This window comes from Acinetobacter sp. CAU_H_78 (assembly GCF_058599365.1).
In genome coordinates this window covers 1,311,122-1,326,618 of sequence record NZ_CM178652.1, presented here as the reverse complement: position 1 = coordinate 1,326,618, position 15,497 = coordinate 1,311,122, and the positions used below count along the sequence as shown (strand labels likewise).

The following is a 15,497-nucleotide window of genomic DNA, read 5'->3' as shown; positions in this document are numbered from 1 at the left end:
TTTGAGCGTCTAAGCTATTTCAGGTCAAGGCATAATAAGCAATTATTGCTTAGACTTCGACCAATTCTCCTTTGTATACGGATAAATTATTTACATGATTCAGTTAAAACAAAATATTCAACGCCAGAAGAAAAAATTAAAACACCTGAATGCACGGTTATTTAACTCGTCGTCCCTGATTCTTTCGCAAAAAACGCCCTTTGAATATATTGCTGCGACTGAATTCTGCAAAATTCGCTATTATGCAGCGCCTGAAAAAAAGTACCGTGAGCCGTTAGTCTTTGTTGCCCCTCTTGCGATCAATATGGATATTTATGATCTGTATCCTTACCGTTCACTGGTCAAGCATTTTCAGCATAGCGGTTTTGATGTCTATTTAGTGGAATGGAAACGTTTCCGTTATAAACACCGTCACTTGAATTTCCTGTCTTTTATCGACGGCGCAATACCTCAGGCGATTGAACGGATCTGCTCGCATTCAGGTAGTCAGTTTATTTCCCTGCATGGCTGGAGTATGGCCGGAATTTTTGTCACGCTTTATACTGCGCTACATTCCCCTGAACATGTTAAAAACCTGATTGTACTGGGTAGCCCGATTGACAGTTATGCATCCGGTCGCGTTGGCAAGCTTTTTAGCACCACCAACAAGCTCATTTCCAAAAATAAAACCCTGCAACAGGCGATTCACCAAGGATTGATTCCTAAGGAATATATTCATTCGCCCGGCATCATCAATGCATTGGGATTTAAGCTCCTTGATCCGATTGGCTGGTTTAAAAGCCAGAAGCAGTTTTTGATGAACCTGGAAAATGTTGAAGATGTCTATGAACATGCCACCATGGGCAATTTTTTGAACAAGATGATTGATTATCCGGGTGGAATCAATCAGGACATGGTGCTGCACTTATGGCTGCAAAATCCTTTAAAAAATGGCTCAATGACTTTAAACGGCCGAACGATTGACCTAAAAAATATTAACTGTTCCTTACTGGTCGGGGCTGGGAAAACCGATCAGATTGTTACGGAACAGTCAGCTAAACCTTTGATGGAATTGACAAGTAGTACCGATAAGACGTTTACTCTTATCCCGGGTGGTCATCTTGGACTGATGTCCAATCAGAAAACAGCCAATACATTCTGGCCGAAACTGACCACCTGGCTGGCACAACGCTCAACCCGGATAGATGCTTAATTCCGGAAGAGCCGGCAATTTTCAGGTATTTATTATTTTATTCAGAGGGTATGACATGATTCAGTCAGTGGCATTTATTGGTTTAGGCGCAATGGGTTATCGCATGGCAGCGCATTTACCCAAGCATTTTGAGACAGTTTATGTCTGGAACCGTACTTTTGCCAAGGCTGAAGAACATGCTGCTGAATATGGCACCCAAGCTGTCGCTTTAGAACAGGCAGTTCAGGCAGATATTATTTTTTCCTGCCTGCCGACCAGTGCCGATGTTGAAGCATTAGTCCAAGGCCTCAGCCTTAAAGCTGGCAGTATCTGGGTAGACTGTACCAGCGGTGTTCCTGACGCTGCCCGACGCTTAGAAGAAGCACTGGCTGAACAGGGTGTGATTTTCCTGGATGCGCCTGTGAGTGGCCAGACCATTGGTGCGGAAAATGGCACATTGACTGTGATGGTCGGCGGTAATGCGGAAGGCTTTGAAAAAACCCTGCCAGCGATGCAGGCGTTTGGCAAATTGATCAAGCATGTGGGGACATCAGGTGCCGGCTTTGCGGTAAAAGCGGTAAATAATATGTTACTGGCTGTAAACCTGTGTGCAGCAGCAGAAGGCTTTACCACGCTGAAAGCGCACGGCGTTGACCTGAATGAAGCGCTGGATTGTATCAATGCATCAAGCGGTAAAAGCAATGTGACTGAAACCGTTTTACCACAGCGTGTTTTGAACCGTAGCTTCCCTGTTACCTTTGCCCTGCCTCTTTTAGCCAAAGATACAGGCATTGCACTTGATCTTGCGCGCGATGCCAAACTGGCAGTACCACTTCTCGCTTTAGGTCAAAGTCTGGTGCAAGCTGCTAGCAATCTGTCGGATAAAAATAGTGACTTTTCCAGTGCTGTAAAAATGTATGAATCATGGAGTAATATTACCATCGAGTAATATCTCGCCATTGAATAATGATAACGAAACCTCATATTGTGACTATTAGGCAGGCACATATAGTGGATAACCCAGAGGAAACTCTCATGAAGAAATTTTCTGTTGCAGCATTGATTGGCTTTGCAACTTTGTTCGGGGCTTCAACATCGGTTCTTGCATCTGAACAAGAGTGCAAAAAATTAAAAAATGATCATGATGTGATTTATGCGTCTAAAGGTTTCTGTTTTAAAGACCCTGAAGCAAAAGCAAAGTTTAATGACAATTGCTACACAACCAAGCCAAAATTTTCAGAAAAAGAGCAGCAACGTCTTGACGCGATCAAAGAACGTCAGAAAGAATTGAACTGTAAATAATACAATTCAATTCTGCTCAAGGAATGCACTTATGACTTACGATGACCAAAATATTTTTGCACGAATTCTGCGTGGTGAACTTCCAGCAATTAAAGTGTATGAAGATGACCGAGTTCTTGCATTTATGGACATCATGCCACAGGCCGATGGTCATACTCTGGTCATTCCTAAAACTCCAGCAATTACCTTGCTTGACCTGGATCCTGAAGTTGCAGCCTATACCATTCAGGTGGTGCAAAAAATTGCCAAAGCGATTGAAAAAGGTTTAGGTGTAGATGGCATTGTACTCATGCAGCTCTCTGGCGCTGCGGCGGGTCAGACTGTTCCGCATGTTCATTTCCATCTGGTACCTACCTCTTTGCACAACCTTGGCAAACATGCGGCACAAATGGGTGATCAGGAAAAAATTAAAGCACTGGCTGAAAAAATCAAAGCCGCACTTTAAGTTTAACTGAACAAAAAATGGGGCTTCGGCTCCATTTTTTATTCTACTTTGCTTCTCAAACTGTAAAAAAGCACCTTCGTTAAGACCCAAGCACCCGAATCGTCTTTTTAATACACAAACAAATCGAGTAAATAATATTACAAAACTTACAAGATATAACATTTAACAGATTTGAAATATTTCCTTAATCTTACTGTCTTATTTGTAATCGATACTGGGCACCAATAGAGCGGTACATGTTTCAAGACATGACTGAAACTTGTTTTAAGACGATGAATAAAAAAGTCTTTATTGGAGCAACACATGAAAAAAACGTTATCTGCATTAGCAATTGGGGCAACAATTTTAACACCAGTCATGGCAGCTGCTGCTGACGTTAAAATTTATGGTCGTGCACACGTTTCTTTAGATTATCTGGATGATGGTAAAGACTACAATGAGGTGGCTTTATCATCGAACTCGTCACGCTTAGGCTTTAAAGCTGAAAAAGAACTAGAAAATGGCATGACGGCTTTTGCTCAAATCGAACAGCAAATCAACTTTTCAAGTGGCTCTGACGACACAGAAGATTCTATCAACTTCTCAACACGTGATACTTTTGTAGGACTTAAAGGTGACTTCGGTCAGGTGAAAGTCGGTCGTTTTGACAGCCCATTTAAAGCAGCTCGTGGCCCTGCAAACTTCTTTGGTGATCAGGTTGGCGACTTACGTAACATCACTCGCGCCTATAACCATCGTTTTGATGAACGTAACCCGAATACGATTGAATATAAATCACCTAAATTTGGTGATGGTTTCACCGCAACAGCAGCTTTGTCTTTACATGACGGCACTATGATCAACAATGATACAACCGAAGAGCCCAATGAAAAGTCTCAAGCATATGATCTGGGCCTAAACTACAAAGCAGGCAACTGGGATGTAGCAGCTGCTTATGAGCATTATGCTGAAGATGTCAGCCGAGGAGAACGTGATGGTGTACGTTTAGCGGCTGCCTATAAACTGACTCCAGAATTAAATGTGGGTGCACTTTATCAGTTTACTACTCTTGATGATGGCAACGGTACCAATGCAGATGCCAATGTTTACGGAGTCGGTGCTGAATATAAACTGACTGATAAAAATACTTTGCGTGGCCATGCCTTCCATCGTGACATTGATACTTCTCACGCTAACTCTACCCTGCTGGCACTGGGTTTAGAACATCGTCTTGATAAGCAGTTCCGTATCTATGGCAATCTGGCAGCAATGCTAAATGATGATAATGCCAACCTTACCCCATGGTCACAGGCACGTAGTAACAAAGCTGGTTCAGCTCAAGGTGTAAATGCTGCTGGTGAAACTGCACTTGGACTCTCAGTCGGTATGCGTTACGACTTCTAAGCTGAATACCTATTCGCTTAAAGAGAACATCTCTGTAGCTATTATTTATTAAACATGACATACAAAAAGATCCCTAAACGGGATCTTTTTTTTGATGCATTTTCTTAAAGAAACAGTATGAGAAAGCCTGTGATCAAGATCACTTATCAGGCACATCTTTGAATAACATCCTATAACACTTCCCTTTCAACCCTTATAAAACCAACCAATTTAGTTTGATTAATTTATCCCATTATTTTAAAACCAAGCATTTTAATCAAATTAAAAAACCAATAAAATTACATAAAATAACAAAAACTAATTAGAATAAATTTTAACTCATATAAATATATATTTATTATTTTCAAATGCTTATAAATATATATTTATTTAAATTGTATCGTCTATTTATTTTTTAGTTACAATCGATTAATAATATATAACAAACCACATAATAGGCTTGTTCACATGAGCTTAGTTTCTAAAAATTTAAACCAAAAAACAGTAAGAGAGATTACTGCGATTTTAATTATCAAGATTATTCTACTTCTGATAATTAAAAATATTTGGTTTGATGCGCCTACTATTCCAAAAGATTTTGACACTCAAGTCGCCGAGCGTATCGCCGGCAATCCTTCCCAAATCAAGGAGACACGTTGATGATTTCTGAAAGCGTGGTCGATCTTTCGCGGTTCCAGTTCGCTATGACCGCGATGTATCACTTTATTTTTGTTCCACTGACCTTAGGCCTGGCATTTCTGCTTGCCATTATGGAAACCACCTATGTAATTTCCGGCAAAGAAATTTACAAGGACATGACTAAGTTTTGGGGAAAACTGTTCGGGATTAACTTTGCCTTAGGGGTAACCACAGGCTTGACCATGGAGTTCCAGTTCGGAACCAACTGGGCATATTATTCGCATTATGTGGGTGATATTTTCGGTGCACCATTGGCTATTGAAGGTTTGATGGCCTTCTTCCTTGAATCTACTTTCATTGGTTTATTCTTCTTCGGTTGGGACCGTTTATCCAAAGTACAGCATCTGGGCGTGACCTGGTTAGTTGCACTGGGATCTAACATGTCTGCACTGTGGATTCTGGTTGCCAATGGCTGGATGCAAAACCCGGTTGGTTCAGCATTCAACTATGAAACCATGCGTATGGAAATGGTGGACTTTGCAGCACTGATCTTTAACCCGGTTGCACAGGTTAAATTCGTACATACTGTTTCTGCAGGTTATGTAACTGGTGCCATCTTCGTACTGGCAATTTCAAGTTACTACATGCTGAAAAAACGTGACCTGCCATTTGCACGCCGTTCATTTGCGATTGCTGCCATTTTCGGTTTAGCATCTACTCTTTCAGTGATCCTGCTGGGTGATGAATCAGGTTATGAGCTGGGCGATGTACAAAAAACCAAACTGGCAGCAATTGAAGCAGAATGGGATACTCATCCTGCACCTGCGCCATTTACTTTGTTCGGTATTCCGAATAAGGAAACCATGACTACAGATTATGCAGTAAAAATTCCTTATGTGATGGGTCTGATCGCTACACGCTCTACGACTGAACAAGTCACAGGTATTAAGGACCTGCTGGTTCAGCATGAAGCGCGTATCCGTAATGGTATGGTGGCCTATTCACAACTGGAAAAATTACGTGCTGGTGATCAGTCTCCAGAACTGAAAACCGCTTTTGAAGAAAGTCAAAAAGACTTAGGCTACGGTCTGCTTCTGAAAAAATACACGCCAAATGTTGTTGATGCCTCTGATGAGCAAATTAAAGCAGCAGCTAAAGATACTATTCCACATGTACCAAGCCTGTTCTGGGCATTCCGTGCCATGGTCGCTTCAGGCTTCCTGATGCTGGTTCTATTTATTCTTGCGACTTTTGCAGTGGCTAAACGCAATGCAGAAAACAAACCTTGGTTATTAAAATTTGCATTATTTGCACTGCCGCTTCCATGGATTGCGGCACAAACCGGCTGGTATGTAGCAGAAGTAGGTCGTCAACCTTGGACCATTGGTGAGGTATTACCGACGCATCTTTCAGCATCAAGCTTAAGCACAGGTGATGTCTGGGGTTCAATCCTTGCATTGGCAGCGTTCTATACCGTGTTACTGATTATTGAGATGTATCTGATGATCAAGTTCTCACGTCTTGGCCCAAGCTCACTGCATACCGGTAAATATCATTTTGAAAAGCTTGCAGCTGCAGAAAAGGCAAATGGGGAGACTCACGTATGATCGAATATGAATTATTAAAAATCATTTGGTGGGTGCTGGTCGGCGTATTGCTGATTGGCTTTGCCCTCACCGATGGCTTCGATATGGGCTCTATGGCAATCATGCCATTTGTGGGCAAAAATGATAGCGAGCGCCGTGCAGCGATCAATACCATTGCGCCGCACTGGGACGGTAATCAGGTCTGGTTTATTACTGCCGGCGGTGCGTTATTCGCTGCCTGGCCAATGGTCTATGCAACAGCCTTCTCTGGCATGTACTGGGCACTGTTGCTGGTCCTGTTTGCCCTGTTCCTGCGTCCAGTCGGTTTTGACTATCGCTCAAAACTGGAAAATACCAAATGGCGTAATTCATGGGATTGGGGGCTAGCCATTGGTGGTGCAGTGCCTGCATTGGTCTTCGGTGTAGCATTCGGCAACATGTTCCTCGGTGTACCATTTACTTTAGATGAAACTGTACGTTCTACTTATACTGGCAGCTTCTTTGCCCTGCTCAATCCGTTTGCGATTGTATGCGGTCTGGTCAGTTTATCGATGCTATGTGCACATGGTGGTGCATGGTTAATGCTGCGTACAGATGGTGACCTACGCCAACGTTCTGCCAAAGCAACACAAATCATGGGTCTGGTTTATCTGGTTACCTTCCTGGCTGCAGGCGCTTGGCTGTACTTTGGTGGTATTCAGGGCTATACCCTGGTTACACCTTTTGATACCAATGGTGTTGCCAACCCGCTGGCAAAAGAAGTATTGACCAATGCCAACCCAGGCTGGATGAATAACTACTCGACTTATCCAATCACGATGGCAGCGCCTATTGCCGGCATTTTGGGTGGCTTGATCATTGTACTGGCAGCAGGTAAAAATAAAGCTGGCTTGAGCTTCCTGGGTTCATCTTTAGCGGTGATCGGTGCGATTTTAACTGCCGGTTTTGCCCTGTTCCCATTCCTGATGCCTTCTAGCATTAATCCAGTTGCAAGCTTAACCATGTGGGATGCGGTATCCAGCCAAAATACCTTAACTGTGATGACTGTGGCTGCATGCATCTTCGTTCCACTGATCCTGTGCTACACCACTTGGTGTTACTACAAGATGTGGGGCGTGATTACCAAAAAACATATTCAAGAGAATTCACACAGCCTGTACTAAGGCTGTGTCTTAGGAGATAAAATTATGTGGTATTTCGCATGGATTCTCGGCATTTTGATGGCCTGTTTCGCCGGTGTACTCAGTGCACTATATATTGAAAATCATCAAGACCTGGATGAGAAATAAGAGATGACAGACGCTGCAGTTGAACAAGTAAAGATAGAAAAAAAATCTAACCCTTTTGCAATGGTGATTTCTTGCCTATTGGCTTTTCCACTCGCAGCGGTGTTGCTGGTTCATCCTGCTGCAATGCTGGATGCCAACGGGGAATATAGCCACCGCGCCATGATGTTTATCATGATCGGCATTTCAGGCGGTTTTATTCACGGGGTTGGCTTTATCCCTCAGCACTGGTTCTGGAAATGGCTATTTAGTCCGTTTCTGGCTTGGCCGTTAATGCTATGGGGTTATTACACCTGGTTTCTTAATTAGGTATTAAACAGCCAAAAACAAAGCCCTCATTTGAGGGCTTTTTGTTCTTTATTTTTTTTGTGAAACACAGCCTGTTTCATAGGTAGTTCCCAAATCCTGAAGAGATTGAGTAAACTGATTATCTAGTTTACTCACAAACTGGAATTCATCTTGCGCTGCCGCAAGATGCAGATTCTGTTTTGATAGATGCTTTAACTGCTTTAAACCGGTTGCATATTCACAGGCTTTAGCAATCATAAGTGCAGGATGCTCACGTCGGTCTACCGATGAGTTCAATACAGCAAGTTTTAACTCCAACTCATCATATTTTTGTTTGGTTTTTGCCTTAAATTCAGCCTGACTCAGTGGTTTGGCCCAAGCTGAAACAGATAACCCGAAAATTCCAATGGTTATCATTAATTTATTCATTTTCCCCTCAACAATAAAAACTACATACGATTTATCTAAGTTCTTGAATATTTATAACATAAAGCTACTTTTAATAAATACGAGCAATAAAAAAGCCAGAACTACTCTGGCTTTGAAAACTTACTTCATTGAATTTTCTACCGATGAGTATGAATTGACATCACAATACCCATCCCTGCCAACATGGAAATCACGGCTGTACCACCATAACTCATCAATGGCAAAGGGTCACCCGTCACAGGTAAAATCCCACTGACCATGCCAGAGTTTAAAAATACAAAGAAGAAAAAAGTCAGTCCGATCGCACCAGCATATAAACGGCCAAAGTTATGAAAGCTATTCATACCAATAATCAAACAGCGAATAATAATGGCCGTAAACAGGCTGAATAGCAGAAACACCCCGATAAAGCCAAATTCTTCTGCATAAGTCGACATAATAAAGTCGGTATGATGTTCAGGCAGATAACCTAGATGAGACTGCGTACCTTGTGAGTAACCTTTTCCCATAATTCCGCCTGAACCGATGGCAATTTTGGACTGGATAATGTTCCAGCCTGCGCCCAAGGCATCTGATTCTGGATCGAATAAAGTTAGAATCCGTTTCTTTTGATATTCCTGCAACAAGAACATCCACAGCAGCGGCACTGCAATAGCCAAAGCAGCAAAGGCTCCAGCAATTAAACGCCATGACATGCCGCTCAGGAACAGTACAAAAATCCCGGGAATCACCAGACCGATATTTAGATCGGGTTGCAGTGCCACCAGTACGAAGGGCACGCCTAAAATCACCAAAGCACCGACAATATCCAGAAACTTTGGCGGGAAAGGTTTACGGGCAAAATACCAGGCCATCATCAGTGGCATGGCAAACTTCATCACCTCACTCGGCTGCATACTTCCCACACCCGGCAACGTAATCCAGCGCGTTGCCCCTAGGCGCTTTTCACCAATCACAAAGACTAGCAGCAGCATAAAGATACCGAACATATAAAAATATGGACTGGCAGCCTGATATACCTTCGGTGGCACCTGCGCACAGATAAACATTACCACAAAGCCCACACCAAAACTGATCGCCTGACGGATCACCATCCCGGAATCTTCAGAGGTGGCACTGTAAACCACCATCAGACCCAAGATCGCATTTAAAATCAGGAAACAAAGCAGCCATGGATCAAGGTGTAACTTGGTCCATCGGGAGGCATTCTGGGGATTAATACTACGTCCATCGCGTGCGGACTGCCGCAAAAAACGATACTGCTGTGAAGGGATCATTGGCCCACGGGTAGAAAATTCATGATGGCAAAATTATAAGTTAAAGTGCTCCGGAATAAATCGCCATTGGCTGATTTATTCCATTTTTATTGCAATATATTTAGCGCTGGGCAGCCAGAATCAGCTTGGCCAGTTCCAGATCATCTGGATAGGTAATTTTAATATTGTCAGAGCGACCTTGTACTACTTGAACTGGTTCATCTATATGTTCGAGTGCGCTGGCTTCATCGGTAATGGTAGCGCCATCTGCTAGTGCCTGCTGAATGGCACGTTTCAAGATTCCCAGTTTTGCCATTTGCGGGGTTTGTGCCTGCCATAATGTCGAACGATCTACTGTCGTTTCAATATCATGATTCTTTACGACACGTTTTAAGGTATCCCGTACCGGAATGGCCAGAATCGCCGCTTGATCGGTTGCAGTTGCAGTATTGACCAGATCAATCAAGGAACTCTGACTCACACAAGGACGGGCAGCATCATGCACCAACACCCAATCCTCTTCTGAAGCAATCTCAGATAAATATTGCAAGGCATTCAGTACAGAGTTGACGCGTTCTGCACCGCCCAAGCAAAAATGTGCTTTATCCAGATGAGAAAATGGCAGAGTCTTGGCAACATCATCCTGCGCACCAATCGCAAGGACATAACCTGCTAATGGCAATTGATTCAGACGTGCAACCGTATGTTCAAGAACGGTTTGTTCCTGAATCATCTGGTATTGTTTAAGTTCGGTTTTGGAAAATCGGCTACCGGAACCTGCAGCTGGTAAAATGACCCACAATTTATGGTGTTGTTGGAACATCAGCTGATTCATTGGTTCTCAGGTCTACTTTATTCGGATTAAGATAAATCGGTTTATATTGAGTACTAATAGTGCTCATTTGTACAAAGGTTTCATGCGGCTTGATCAAACCTAGATCGAGACGGGCATATTCTTCGATGGCTTCAATACCATTCTTCAAATCATAAACTTCTGCAGCGAGAACGCGATTACGTTCTTTTAGCTCTTCATTCAATTCTACTTGTTGCTGAATTTTCTGGGTCAATGCCTGATGGTCATTATAACCACCCTCACCAAACCAGTATAAATATTGAAACCCTGCGATCAGAACGATCGCAAGGCCCAACAGTACTTTACTCATCAAGGAGTCGAATACATTTAACATTGACATAAGTCGCTTAGTTCAAACCTTTGAACTCAGCTTTACCGCGATATGCAGCTTGAGTCAATTCTTCGATACGAAGTAATTGGTTATATTTCGCTACACGGTCAGAACGGCAAAGTGAACCAGTCTTGATTTGACCCGCCGCTGTACCCACTGCAAGATCCGCAATAGTAGAATCTTCAGTTTCGCCTGAACGGTGAGAGATTACAGTAGAGTAACCATTTGCTTTCGCAAGGTAGATGGCATCTAGAGTTTCAGTCAATGTACCGATCTGGTTGTACTTGATCAGGATTGAGTTACCTACTTTCTCGTTGATACCGCGTTGAAGAATCTTAGGATTCGTAACGAACAGGTCATCACCGACTAACTGGATCTTGTCGCCAAGGATAGAAGTCAGGTAAGACCAGCCTTCCCAGTCAGATTCGTCCAGACCATCTTCAATTGAGATAATTGGGTATTGGTTTACCAGACCTGCAAGGTAGTCAGCAAACTGGTTGCTTGTGAACGATTTATTGCCTTCGCCAGCCAGAATGTATTGACCGTCTTTGTAGAATTCTGAAGATGCGCAGTCAAGTGCAAGCATGATGTCAGAACCAGCTTTGTAACCAGTTTGCTCGATTGCAGACAGGATCACAGTAATAGCTTCTTCGTTAGAACGAAGGTTTGGTGCAAAACCACCTTCATCACCAACTGCAGTGTTTAAACCTTGTTTCTTCAAAACTGATTTTAAAGAATGGAAGATTTCAGCACCAGCACGTAACGCTTCAGAGAATGATGTGAAACCTACAGGCTCAATCATGAATTCCTGGATATCAACAGTGTTGTCTGCGTGAGCACCACCATTCAGAATGTTCATCATTGGAACAGGCATAGTCAAAATCTTTTGACCACGAAGATCTGCGATGTATTGGTAAAGCGGAGTTTTCTTTTCTTCAGCAGCAGCACGCGCAGCCGCAAGAGATACTGCCAAAGTTGCGTTTGCACCTAATTTTTCTTTGTTTTCAGTACCGTCTAAAGCGATCATCGTGTTGTCGATGTCTTTTTGTTCGAATACTGATTTACCCACTAACGCATCACGAATCAGAGTGTTTACGTTGTTAACCGCAGTTTTAACACCTTTACCTAGGTAACGTGCTTTATCGCCATCACGAAGTTCTAAAGCTTCACGAGAACCAGTTGAAGCACCAGATGGTGCACATGCACGGCCAACTACGCCAGATGCCAGGATAACGTCTGCTTCGATGGTTGGGTTACCACGAGAGTCCAAAATTTCACGTGCACGAATGTCAACGATTTGGCTCATGAACAATTCCTCAGTTGATTAATAACAGGATGCTTAAAACTGCATCAATGGGTATCTAATTTTTCAAATCCTTTCACTAGAGTATCCAGCTCTTTTAATTGAGCCAGGAATGGTTCTAGTTGAGATAAACGCAAGGCACAAGGACCATCACATTTTGCCACATCCGGATTTGGATGAGCTTCCAGGAACAAACCTGCAAGACCTGTTGCCATACCGGCACGCGCCAGTGTAGTAATCTGCGCACGACGACCACCGGCAGAGTCAGCACGACCGCCCGGAGTTTGTAATGCATGCGTTACATCAAAGAACACAGGCACGTTCATTTCTTTCATGATGTCGAAGCCCAGCATGTCTACAACCAGATTGTTGTAACCAAAGGCAGAACCGCGCTCACAAAGAATCAGCTTGTCATTCCCTGCTTCCAGACACTTATGCAAAATGTGGCGCATTTCGTGCGGAGCAAGGAACTGGGCTTTTTTGATGTTGATGATGGCATCAGTTTTTGCCATCGCTTCAACCAGGTCAGTCTGACGACTTAAGAATGCAGGTAGCTGGATAATGTCAGCAACTTCTGCCACAGGAGCAGCCTGATACGGCTCATGTACATCAGTGATAATTGGCACATTAAAATGTTTTTTAATGTCGGCTAACCACTCGATTCCTTTTTCGAGGCCAGGCCCACGGAATGAGTTCAGGCTTGAACGGTTGGCTTTGTCAAAACTTGCTTTAAAGACATATGGAATATCTAAACGTTTGCAGATATCAACATACGTCTCTGCAATTTCAAAAGCTAAGTCTTTCGACTCAAGTACGTTCATGCCGCCGAATAGTACAAATGGCAAGTGGTTTGCCATTTGTATATCGCCTAAACGTACAATTTCTTGTGGTTTTAATTGTGACATTTAAACTTCCTAGTTGTGTCTTAAACTCGCATTATTTGGTTTTTTGGTACTGTTTTTTCGCAGCATCAATGAAACCGGCAAATAATGGATGTCCATCACGTGGCGAGCTGGTAAATTCCGGATGGAATTGTACTGCAATAAACCAAGGATGTGCAGGAATTTCAACAGTTTCTACCAAGTGTTGTACCGGAGAATAACCAGAAATCTTCATGCCTTTTTCTTCCAGCACTGGGATATAACGGTTGTTCATCTCGTAACGGTGACGGTGACGTTCGATAATTTCATCCGCACCATACACTTCAGCAGTCTTGGTACCCGGTACCAGTTCAGACTTCTGTGCACCAAGACGCATTGTACCGCCAAGATCAGAATCTACTGAACGCTGTTGAACTTCACCGCGCTCATCTAACCACTCAGTGATCAGACCAATCAATGGAGATTTAGTTGAACGGTTGAATTCAGTCGATGTTGCGTCAGTAATACCCGCCACATTACGTGCATATTCGATCACAGCCAGCTGCATACCTAAACAGATGCCTAAGAATGGCACACCGTTTTCACGTGCAAAACGAATCGCTTTCATTTTGCCTTCAGTACCACGTTCACCGAAACCGCCTGGTACCAGAATCGCATCCGCATCTTTCAATACTTCATTGACATCTTGACTTTCAAGCTCTTCAGCATTGACATAATCGATCTGAACTTTCACGCGGTTTTGAATACCGGCATGTAAAAGTGCTTCGTTCACAGACTTGTAGGCATCTGGAAGTTCAACATATTTACCAACCATTGCCACACGAACAGTGTATTCAGGGTTCAGTAAAGCTTCTACCACATTATCCCAGTCAGACAGGTCTGCTTCTGGAAGATTGTCATAGCCGAAACGTTCACAGATAAGATCATCAACATTTTGTTCATAGAAAGTACGTGGAATCTGGTAGATCGTACGTGCATCTTTACACACGACCACTGCACGCGCTTCTACGTTAGTGAACAAGGCAATTTTACGCGTCGTATCTGCATCAACATCATGTTCAGTACGGCAGATCAAAATGTCTGGCTGAATACCAATAGACAAAAGTTCTTTTACTGAGTGTTGAGTTGGTTTAGTTTTTAATTCTGCTGCAGACTTAATGTATGGGAGTAACGTTAAGTGCATCAGCATCGTACGCTTATGACCAAGTTCAACCATTAACTGACGTACAGATTCCATGAATGGGAGAGATTCAATGTCACCTACAGTACCGCCGATCTCAACGATCGCAACGTCATAACCTTCGCCAGCGCGAAGTACACGTTCTTTAATGTTGTCAGTAATGTGTGGAATAACTTGTACAGTACCACCCAGGTAGTCACCACGGCGTTCTTTATTCAGAACATCCTGGTAAACACGGCCTGATGTAAAGTTATTCAGTTTGGTCATTTTCGCACGACGCAAGAAACGTTCGTAGTAACCCAAGTCTAAGTCTGTTTCAGCACCGTCTTCTGTAACAAAGACTTCACCGTGCTGGAATGGGCTCATAGTCCCTGGATCGACATTAATGTATGGATCCATTTTTACCATGGTCACTTTTAAACCACGGGCTTCTAAAAGTGCAGCAACAGAAGCAGCTGAAATACCTTTACCTAGTGATGAAACAACACCACCAGTCACGAAAATAAAATGGGTCATTGGGTTTCTCGTACAATCGAGCCTAAATCGGCCTGCAATGTTGCGCAATTTTACTTTACCTTGTACCAATAAAGCAAAGTCAATCCGCATCAAATCAAAGAACAATAAACAATTGACTATTCTAACAGCAATTCCTTAAAAAAATTACAGTAAGTTCATATGATTTATATATTGCATTTTGCTGCTATAATAGGAACATTCACACCCCACACTATTCTGTTTGATGCAATGATGATGAAGAAACTTTTAATCTGTACCCTGATCCTGACTGGCCTTACACTGACTGGTTGTGTAAAAAAAGAAGCTCCAAAAGAAGAACAAACCGAAGTTACTCCAGCATCTGAAGTGGTTGCTCCGGAACCTGTACAACTTGAGCCTGTTGAACCATTAGAATCAACACCAGTTGAACCGGTTGAAGAAGCACCAGCAGCACCGGCTGTTGAAATCCAGCGCGAACAAACTGCGAACACTACGACTGAAATTCGCCGTGAAGTTAAAAAATCAGAGCCTGCGCCTGCAGCTGAAACAAATTCAAGTACTGAGCAGCCTGCAAAACCTGCAGCAACACCAGCCGCTCCTAAAAACAATTCATCTTCTGCAAACAAGTCTGAAGATGACGCAGTTGCAGATGCGATTGCTGCTGCTATGCCAGCACTTGAAAACTAATAT

The 15,497-nt window shown here is 43.0% G+C and carries 18 protein-coding genes; 11 read left to right on the top strand and 7 right to left on the bottom strand.

The window, feature by feature from the left end; translation table 11 throughout:
• Positions 1-94: 94 nt before the first annotated feature.
• The 10 genes from AC4MCD_RS06500 (at position 95) to AC4MCD_RS06455 (ending at position 8,100) form a co-directional block, all read left to right on the top strand.
• Entirely contained in the window at positions 95-1,192 is a 1,098-nt protein-coding gene (locus tag AC4MCD_RS06500) for an alpha/beta fold hydrolase (protein ID WP_034171075.1), read from the top strand.
• A 55-nt stretch (positions 1,193-1,247) separates the two neighbouring features.
• The gene (locus tag AC4MCD_RS06495; protein WP_419364771.1) at positions 1,248-2,120 is read left to right on the top strand and encodes an NAD(P)-dependent oxidoreductase; all 873 of its coding nucleotides are present in this window, start codon (positions 1,248-1,250) and stop codon (positions 2,118-2,120) included.
• Positions 2,121-2,206: 86 nt separating this feature from the next.
• Positions 2,207-2,473: a YARHG domain-containing protein gene (locus tag AC4MCD_RS06490; RefSeq protein ID WP_419364772.1), complete on the top strand. Its 267-nt coding sequence runs from the start codon at positions 2,207-2,209 to the stop codon at positions 2,471-2,473.
• Between the two features lie 31 nt (positions 2,474-2,504).
• Positions 2,505-2,918: an HIT family protein gene (locus tag AC4MCD_RS06485; protein ID WP_419364774.1), complete on the top strand. Its 414-nt coding sequence runs from the start codon at positions 2,505-2,507 to the stop codon at positions 2,916-2,918.
• 303 nt (positions 2,919-3,221) lie between these two features.
• Positions 3,222-4,301 carry a porin gene (locus AC4MCD_RS06480; protein ID WP_491876759.1) on the top strand — a complete coding sequence of 360 codons (1,080 nt, stop codon included), beginning with the start codon at positions 3,222-3,224 and terminating at the stop codon, positions 4,299-4,301.
• 447 nt (positions 4,302-4,748) lie between these two features.
• The gene (gene cydP / locus AC4MCD_RS06475) at positions 4,749-4,940 is read left to right on the top strand and encodes a cytochrome oxidase putative small subunit CydP (protein WP_419364778.1); all 192 of its coding nucleotides are present in this window, start codon (positions 4,749-4,751) and stop codon (positions 4,938-4,940) included.
• Positions 4,940-6,526, top strand: a complete 1,587-nt coding sequence (locus AC4MCD_RS06470) for a cytochrome ubiquinol oxidase subunit I (RefSeq protein WP_491876758.1) — start codon at positions 4,940-4,942, stop codon at positions 6,524-6,526. Before cydP ends, AC4MCD_RS06470 begins: the two co-directional genes overlap by 1 nt.
• Entirely contained in the window at positions 6,523-7,668 is a 1,146-nt protein-coding gene (gene cydB / locus AC4MCD_RS06465) for a cytochrome d ubiquinol oxidase subunit II (protein ID WP_419364782.1), read from the top strand. Before AC4MCD_RS06470 ends, cydB begins: the two co-directional genes overlap by 4 nt.
• A 24-nt stretch (positions 7,669-7,692) precedes the next feature.
• Positions 7,693-7,794 (top strand): cytochrome bd-I oxidase subunit CydX, encoded by a 102-nt coding sequence (gene cydX / locus AC4MCD_RS06460; RefSeq protein ID WP_004783742.1) that lies wholly within the window; start codon positions 7,693-7,695, stop codon positions 7,792-7,794.
• 3 nt (positions 7,795-7,797) lie between these two features.
• Positions 7,798-8,100, top strand: coding sequence for a cyd operon YbgE family protein (locus tag AC4MCD_RS06455; protein ID WP_159123153.1), 303 nt, complete (start codon positions 7,798-7,800; stop codon positions 8,098-8,100).
• Positions 8,101-8,148: 48 nt separating this feature from the next.
• Here AC4MCD_RS06455 and AC4MCD_RS06450 read toward each other — a convergent pair whose 3' ends face one another.
• The 7 genes from AC4MCD_RS06450 to pyrG form a co-directional block, all read right to left on the bottom strand.
• Entirely contained in the window at positions 8,149-8,508 is a 360-nt protein-coding gene (locus AC4MCD_RS06450; RefSeq protein ID WP_419364784.1) for a hypothetical protein, read from the bottom strand.
• Between the two features lie 137 nt (positions 8,509-8,645).
• Entirely contained in the window at positions 8,646-9,785 is a 1,140-nt protein-coding gene (gene rodA, locus AC4MCD_RS06445; RefSeq protein WP_034171070.1) for a rod shape-determining protein RodA, read from the bottom strand.
• Positions 9,786-9,885: 100 nt separating this feature from the next.
• Entirely contained in the window at positions 9,886-10,599 is a 714-nt protein-coding gene (ispD, locus tag AC4MCD_RS06440; protein ID WP_491876757.1) for a 2-C-methyl-D-erythritol 4-phosphate cytidylyltransferase, read from the bottom strand.
• On the bottom strand, positions 10,568-10,957 hold the full coding sequence (locus AC4MCD_RS06435; RefSeq protein ID WP_419364788.1) for a septum formation initiator family protein: 390 nt from the start codon (positions 10,955-10,957) through the stop codon (positions 10,568-10,570). Before AC4MCD_RS06435 ends, ispD begins: the two co-directional genes overlap by 32 nt.
• 7 nt (positions 10,958-10,964) lie before the next feature.
• Positions 10,965-12,254 (bottom strand): phosphopyruvate hydratase, encoded by a 1,290-nt coding sequence (eno, locus tag AC4MCD_RS06430; RefSeq protein ID WP_034171067.1) that lies wholly within the window; start codon positions 12,252-12,254, stop codon positions 10,965-10,967.
• A gap of 44 nt (positions 12,255-12,298) precedes the next feature.
• Entirely contained in the window at positions 12,299-13,156 is an 858-nt protein-coding gene (gene kdsA, locus AC4MCD_RS06425; protein ID WP_004783756.1) for a 3-deoxy-8-phosphooctulonate synthase, read from the bottom strand.
• A gap of 31 nt (positions 13,157-13,187) precedes the next feature.
• A complete protein-coding gene (pyrG, locus tag AC4MCD_RS06420) occupies positions 13,188-14,828 on the bottom strand; it encodes a CTP synthase (protein ID WP_180054055.1) in 1,641 nt (546 codons plus the stop codon).
• A gap of 231 nt (positions 14,829-15,059) precedes the next feature.
• On the opposite strand from pyrG, the gene AC4MCD_RS06415 reads away from it, so the two are divergent.
• Complete coding sequence (locus AC4MCD_RS06415; protein WP_491876756.1) at positions 15,060-15,494, top strand: hypothetical protein; 435 nt, start codon at positions 15,060-15,062, stop codon at positions 15,492-15,494.
• Positions 15,495-15,497: the final 3 nt, after the last annotated feature.

What these genes read in the sequence shown, in the direction of transcription:
- AC4MCD_RS06500 (WP_034171075.1), top strand. Translation starts at nt 95, where the DNA reads ATGATTCAGTTAAAACAAAATATTCAACGCCAGAAGAAAAAATTAAAA.
- AC4MCD_RS06495 (WP_419364771.1), top strand. Translation starts at nt 1,248, where the DNA reads ATGATTCAGTCAGTGGCATTTATTGGTTTAGGCGCAATGGGTTATCGC.
- AC4MCD_RS06490 (WP_419364772.1), top strand. Translation starts at nt 2,207, where the DNA reads ATGAAGAAATTTTCTGTTGCAGCATTGATTGGCTTTGCAACTTTGTTC.
- AC4MCD_RS06485 (WP_419364774.1), top strand. Translation starts at nt 2,505, where the DNA reads ATGACTTACGATGACCAAAATATTTTTGCACGAATTCTGCGTGGTGAA.
- AC4MCD_RS06480 (WP_491876759.1), top strand. Translation starts at nt 3,222, where the DNA reads ATGAAAAAAACGTTATCTGCATTAGCAATTGGGGCAACAATTTTAACA.
- cydP (WP_419364778.1), top strand. Translation starts at nt 4,749, where the DNA reads ATGAGCTTAGTTTCTAAAAATTTAAACCAAAAAACAGTAAGAGAGATT.
- AC4MCD_RS06470 (WP_491876758.1), top strand. Translation starts at nt 4,940, where the DNA reads ATGATTTCTGAAAGCGTGGTCGATCTTTCGCGGTTCCAGTTCGCTATG.
- cydB (WP_419364782.1), top strand. Translation starts at nt 6,523, where the DNA reads ATGATCGAATATGAATTATTAAAAATCATTTGGTGGGTGCTGGTCGGC.
- cydX (WP_004783742.1), top strand. Translation starts at nt 7,693, where the DNA reads ATGTGGTATTTCGCATGGATTCTCGGCATTTTGATGGCCTGTTTCGCC.
- AC4MCD_RS06455 (WP_159123153.1), top strand. Translation starts at nt 7,798, where the DNA reads ATGACAGACGCTGCAGTTGAACAAGTAAAGATAGAAAAAAAATCTAAC.
- AC4MCD_RS06450 (WP_419364784.1), bottom strand. Translation starts at nt 8,508, where the DNA reads ATGAATAAATTAATGATAACCATTGGAATTTTCGGGTTATCTGTTTCA.
- rodA (WP_034171070.1), bottom strand. Translation starts at nt 9,785, where the DNA reads ATGATCCCTTCACAGCAGTATCGTTTTTTGCGGCAGTCCGCACGCGAT.
- ispD (WP_491876757.1), bottom strand. Translation starts at nt 10,599, where the DNA reads ATGAATCAGCTGATGTTCCAACAACACCATAAATTGTGGGTCATTTTA.
- AC4MCD_RS06435 (WP_419364788.1), bottom strand. Translation starts at nt 10,957, where the DNA reads ATGTCAATGTTAAATGTATTCGACTCCTTGATGAGTAAAGTACTGTTG.
- eno (WP_034171067.1), bottom strand. Translation starts at nt 12,254, where the DNA reads ATGAGCCAAATCGTTGACATTCGTGCACGTGAAATTTTGGACTCTCGT.
- kdsA (WP_004783756.1), bottom strand. Translation starts at nt 13,156, where the DNA reads ATGTCACAATTAAAACCACAAGAAATTGTACGTTTAGGCGATATACAA.
- pyrG (WP_180054055.1), bottom strand. Translation starts at nt 14,828, where the DNA reads ATGACCCATTTTATTTTCGTGACTGGTGGTGTTGTTTCATCACTAGGT.
- AC4MCD_RS06415 (WP_491876756.1), top strand. Translation starts at nt 15,060, where the DNA reads ATGATGAAGAAACTTTTAATCTGTACCCTGATCCTGACTGGCCTTACA.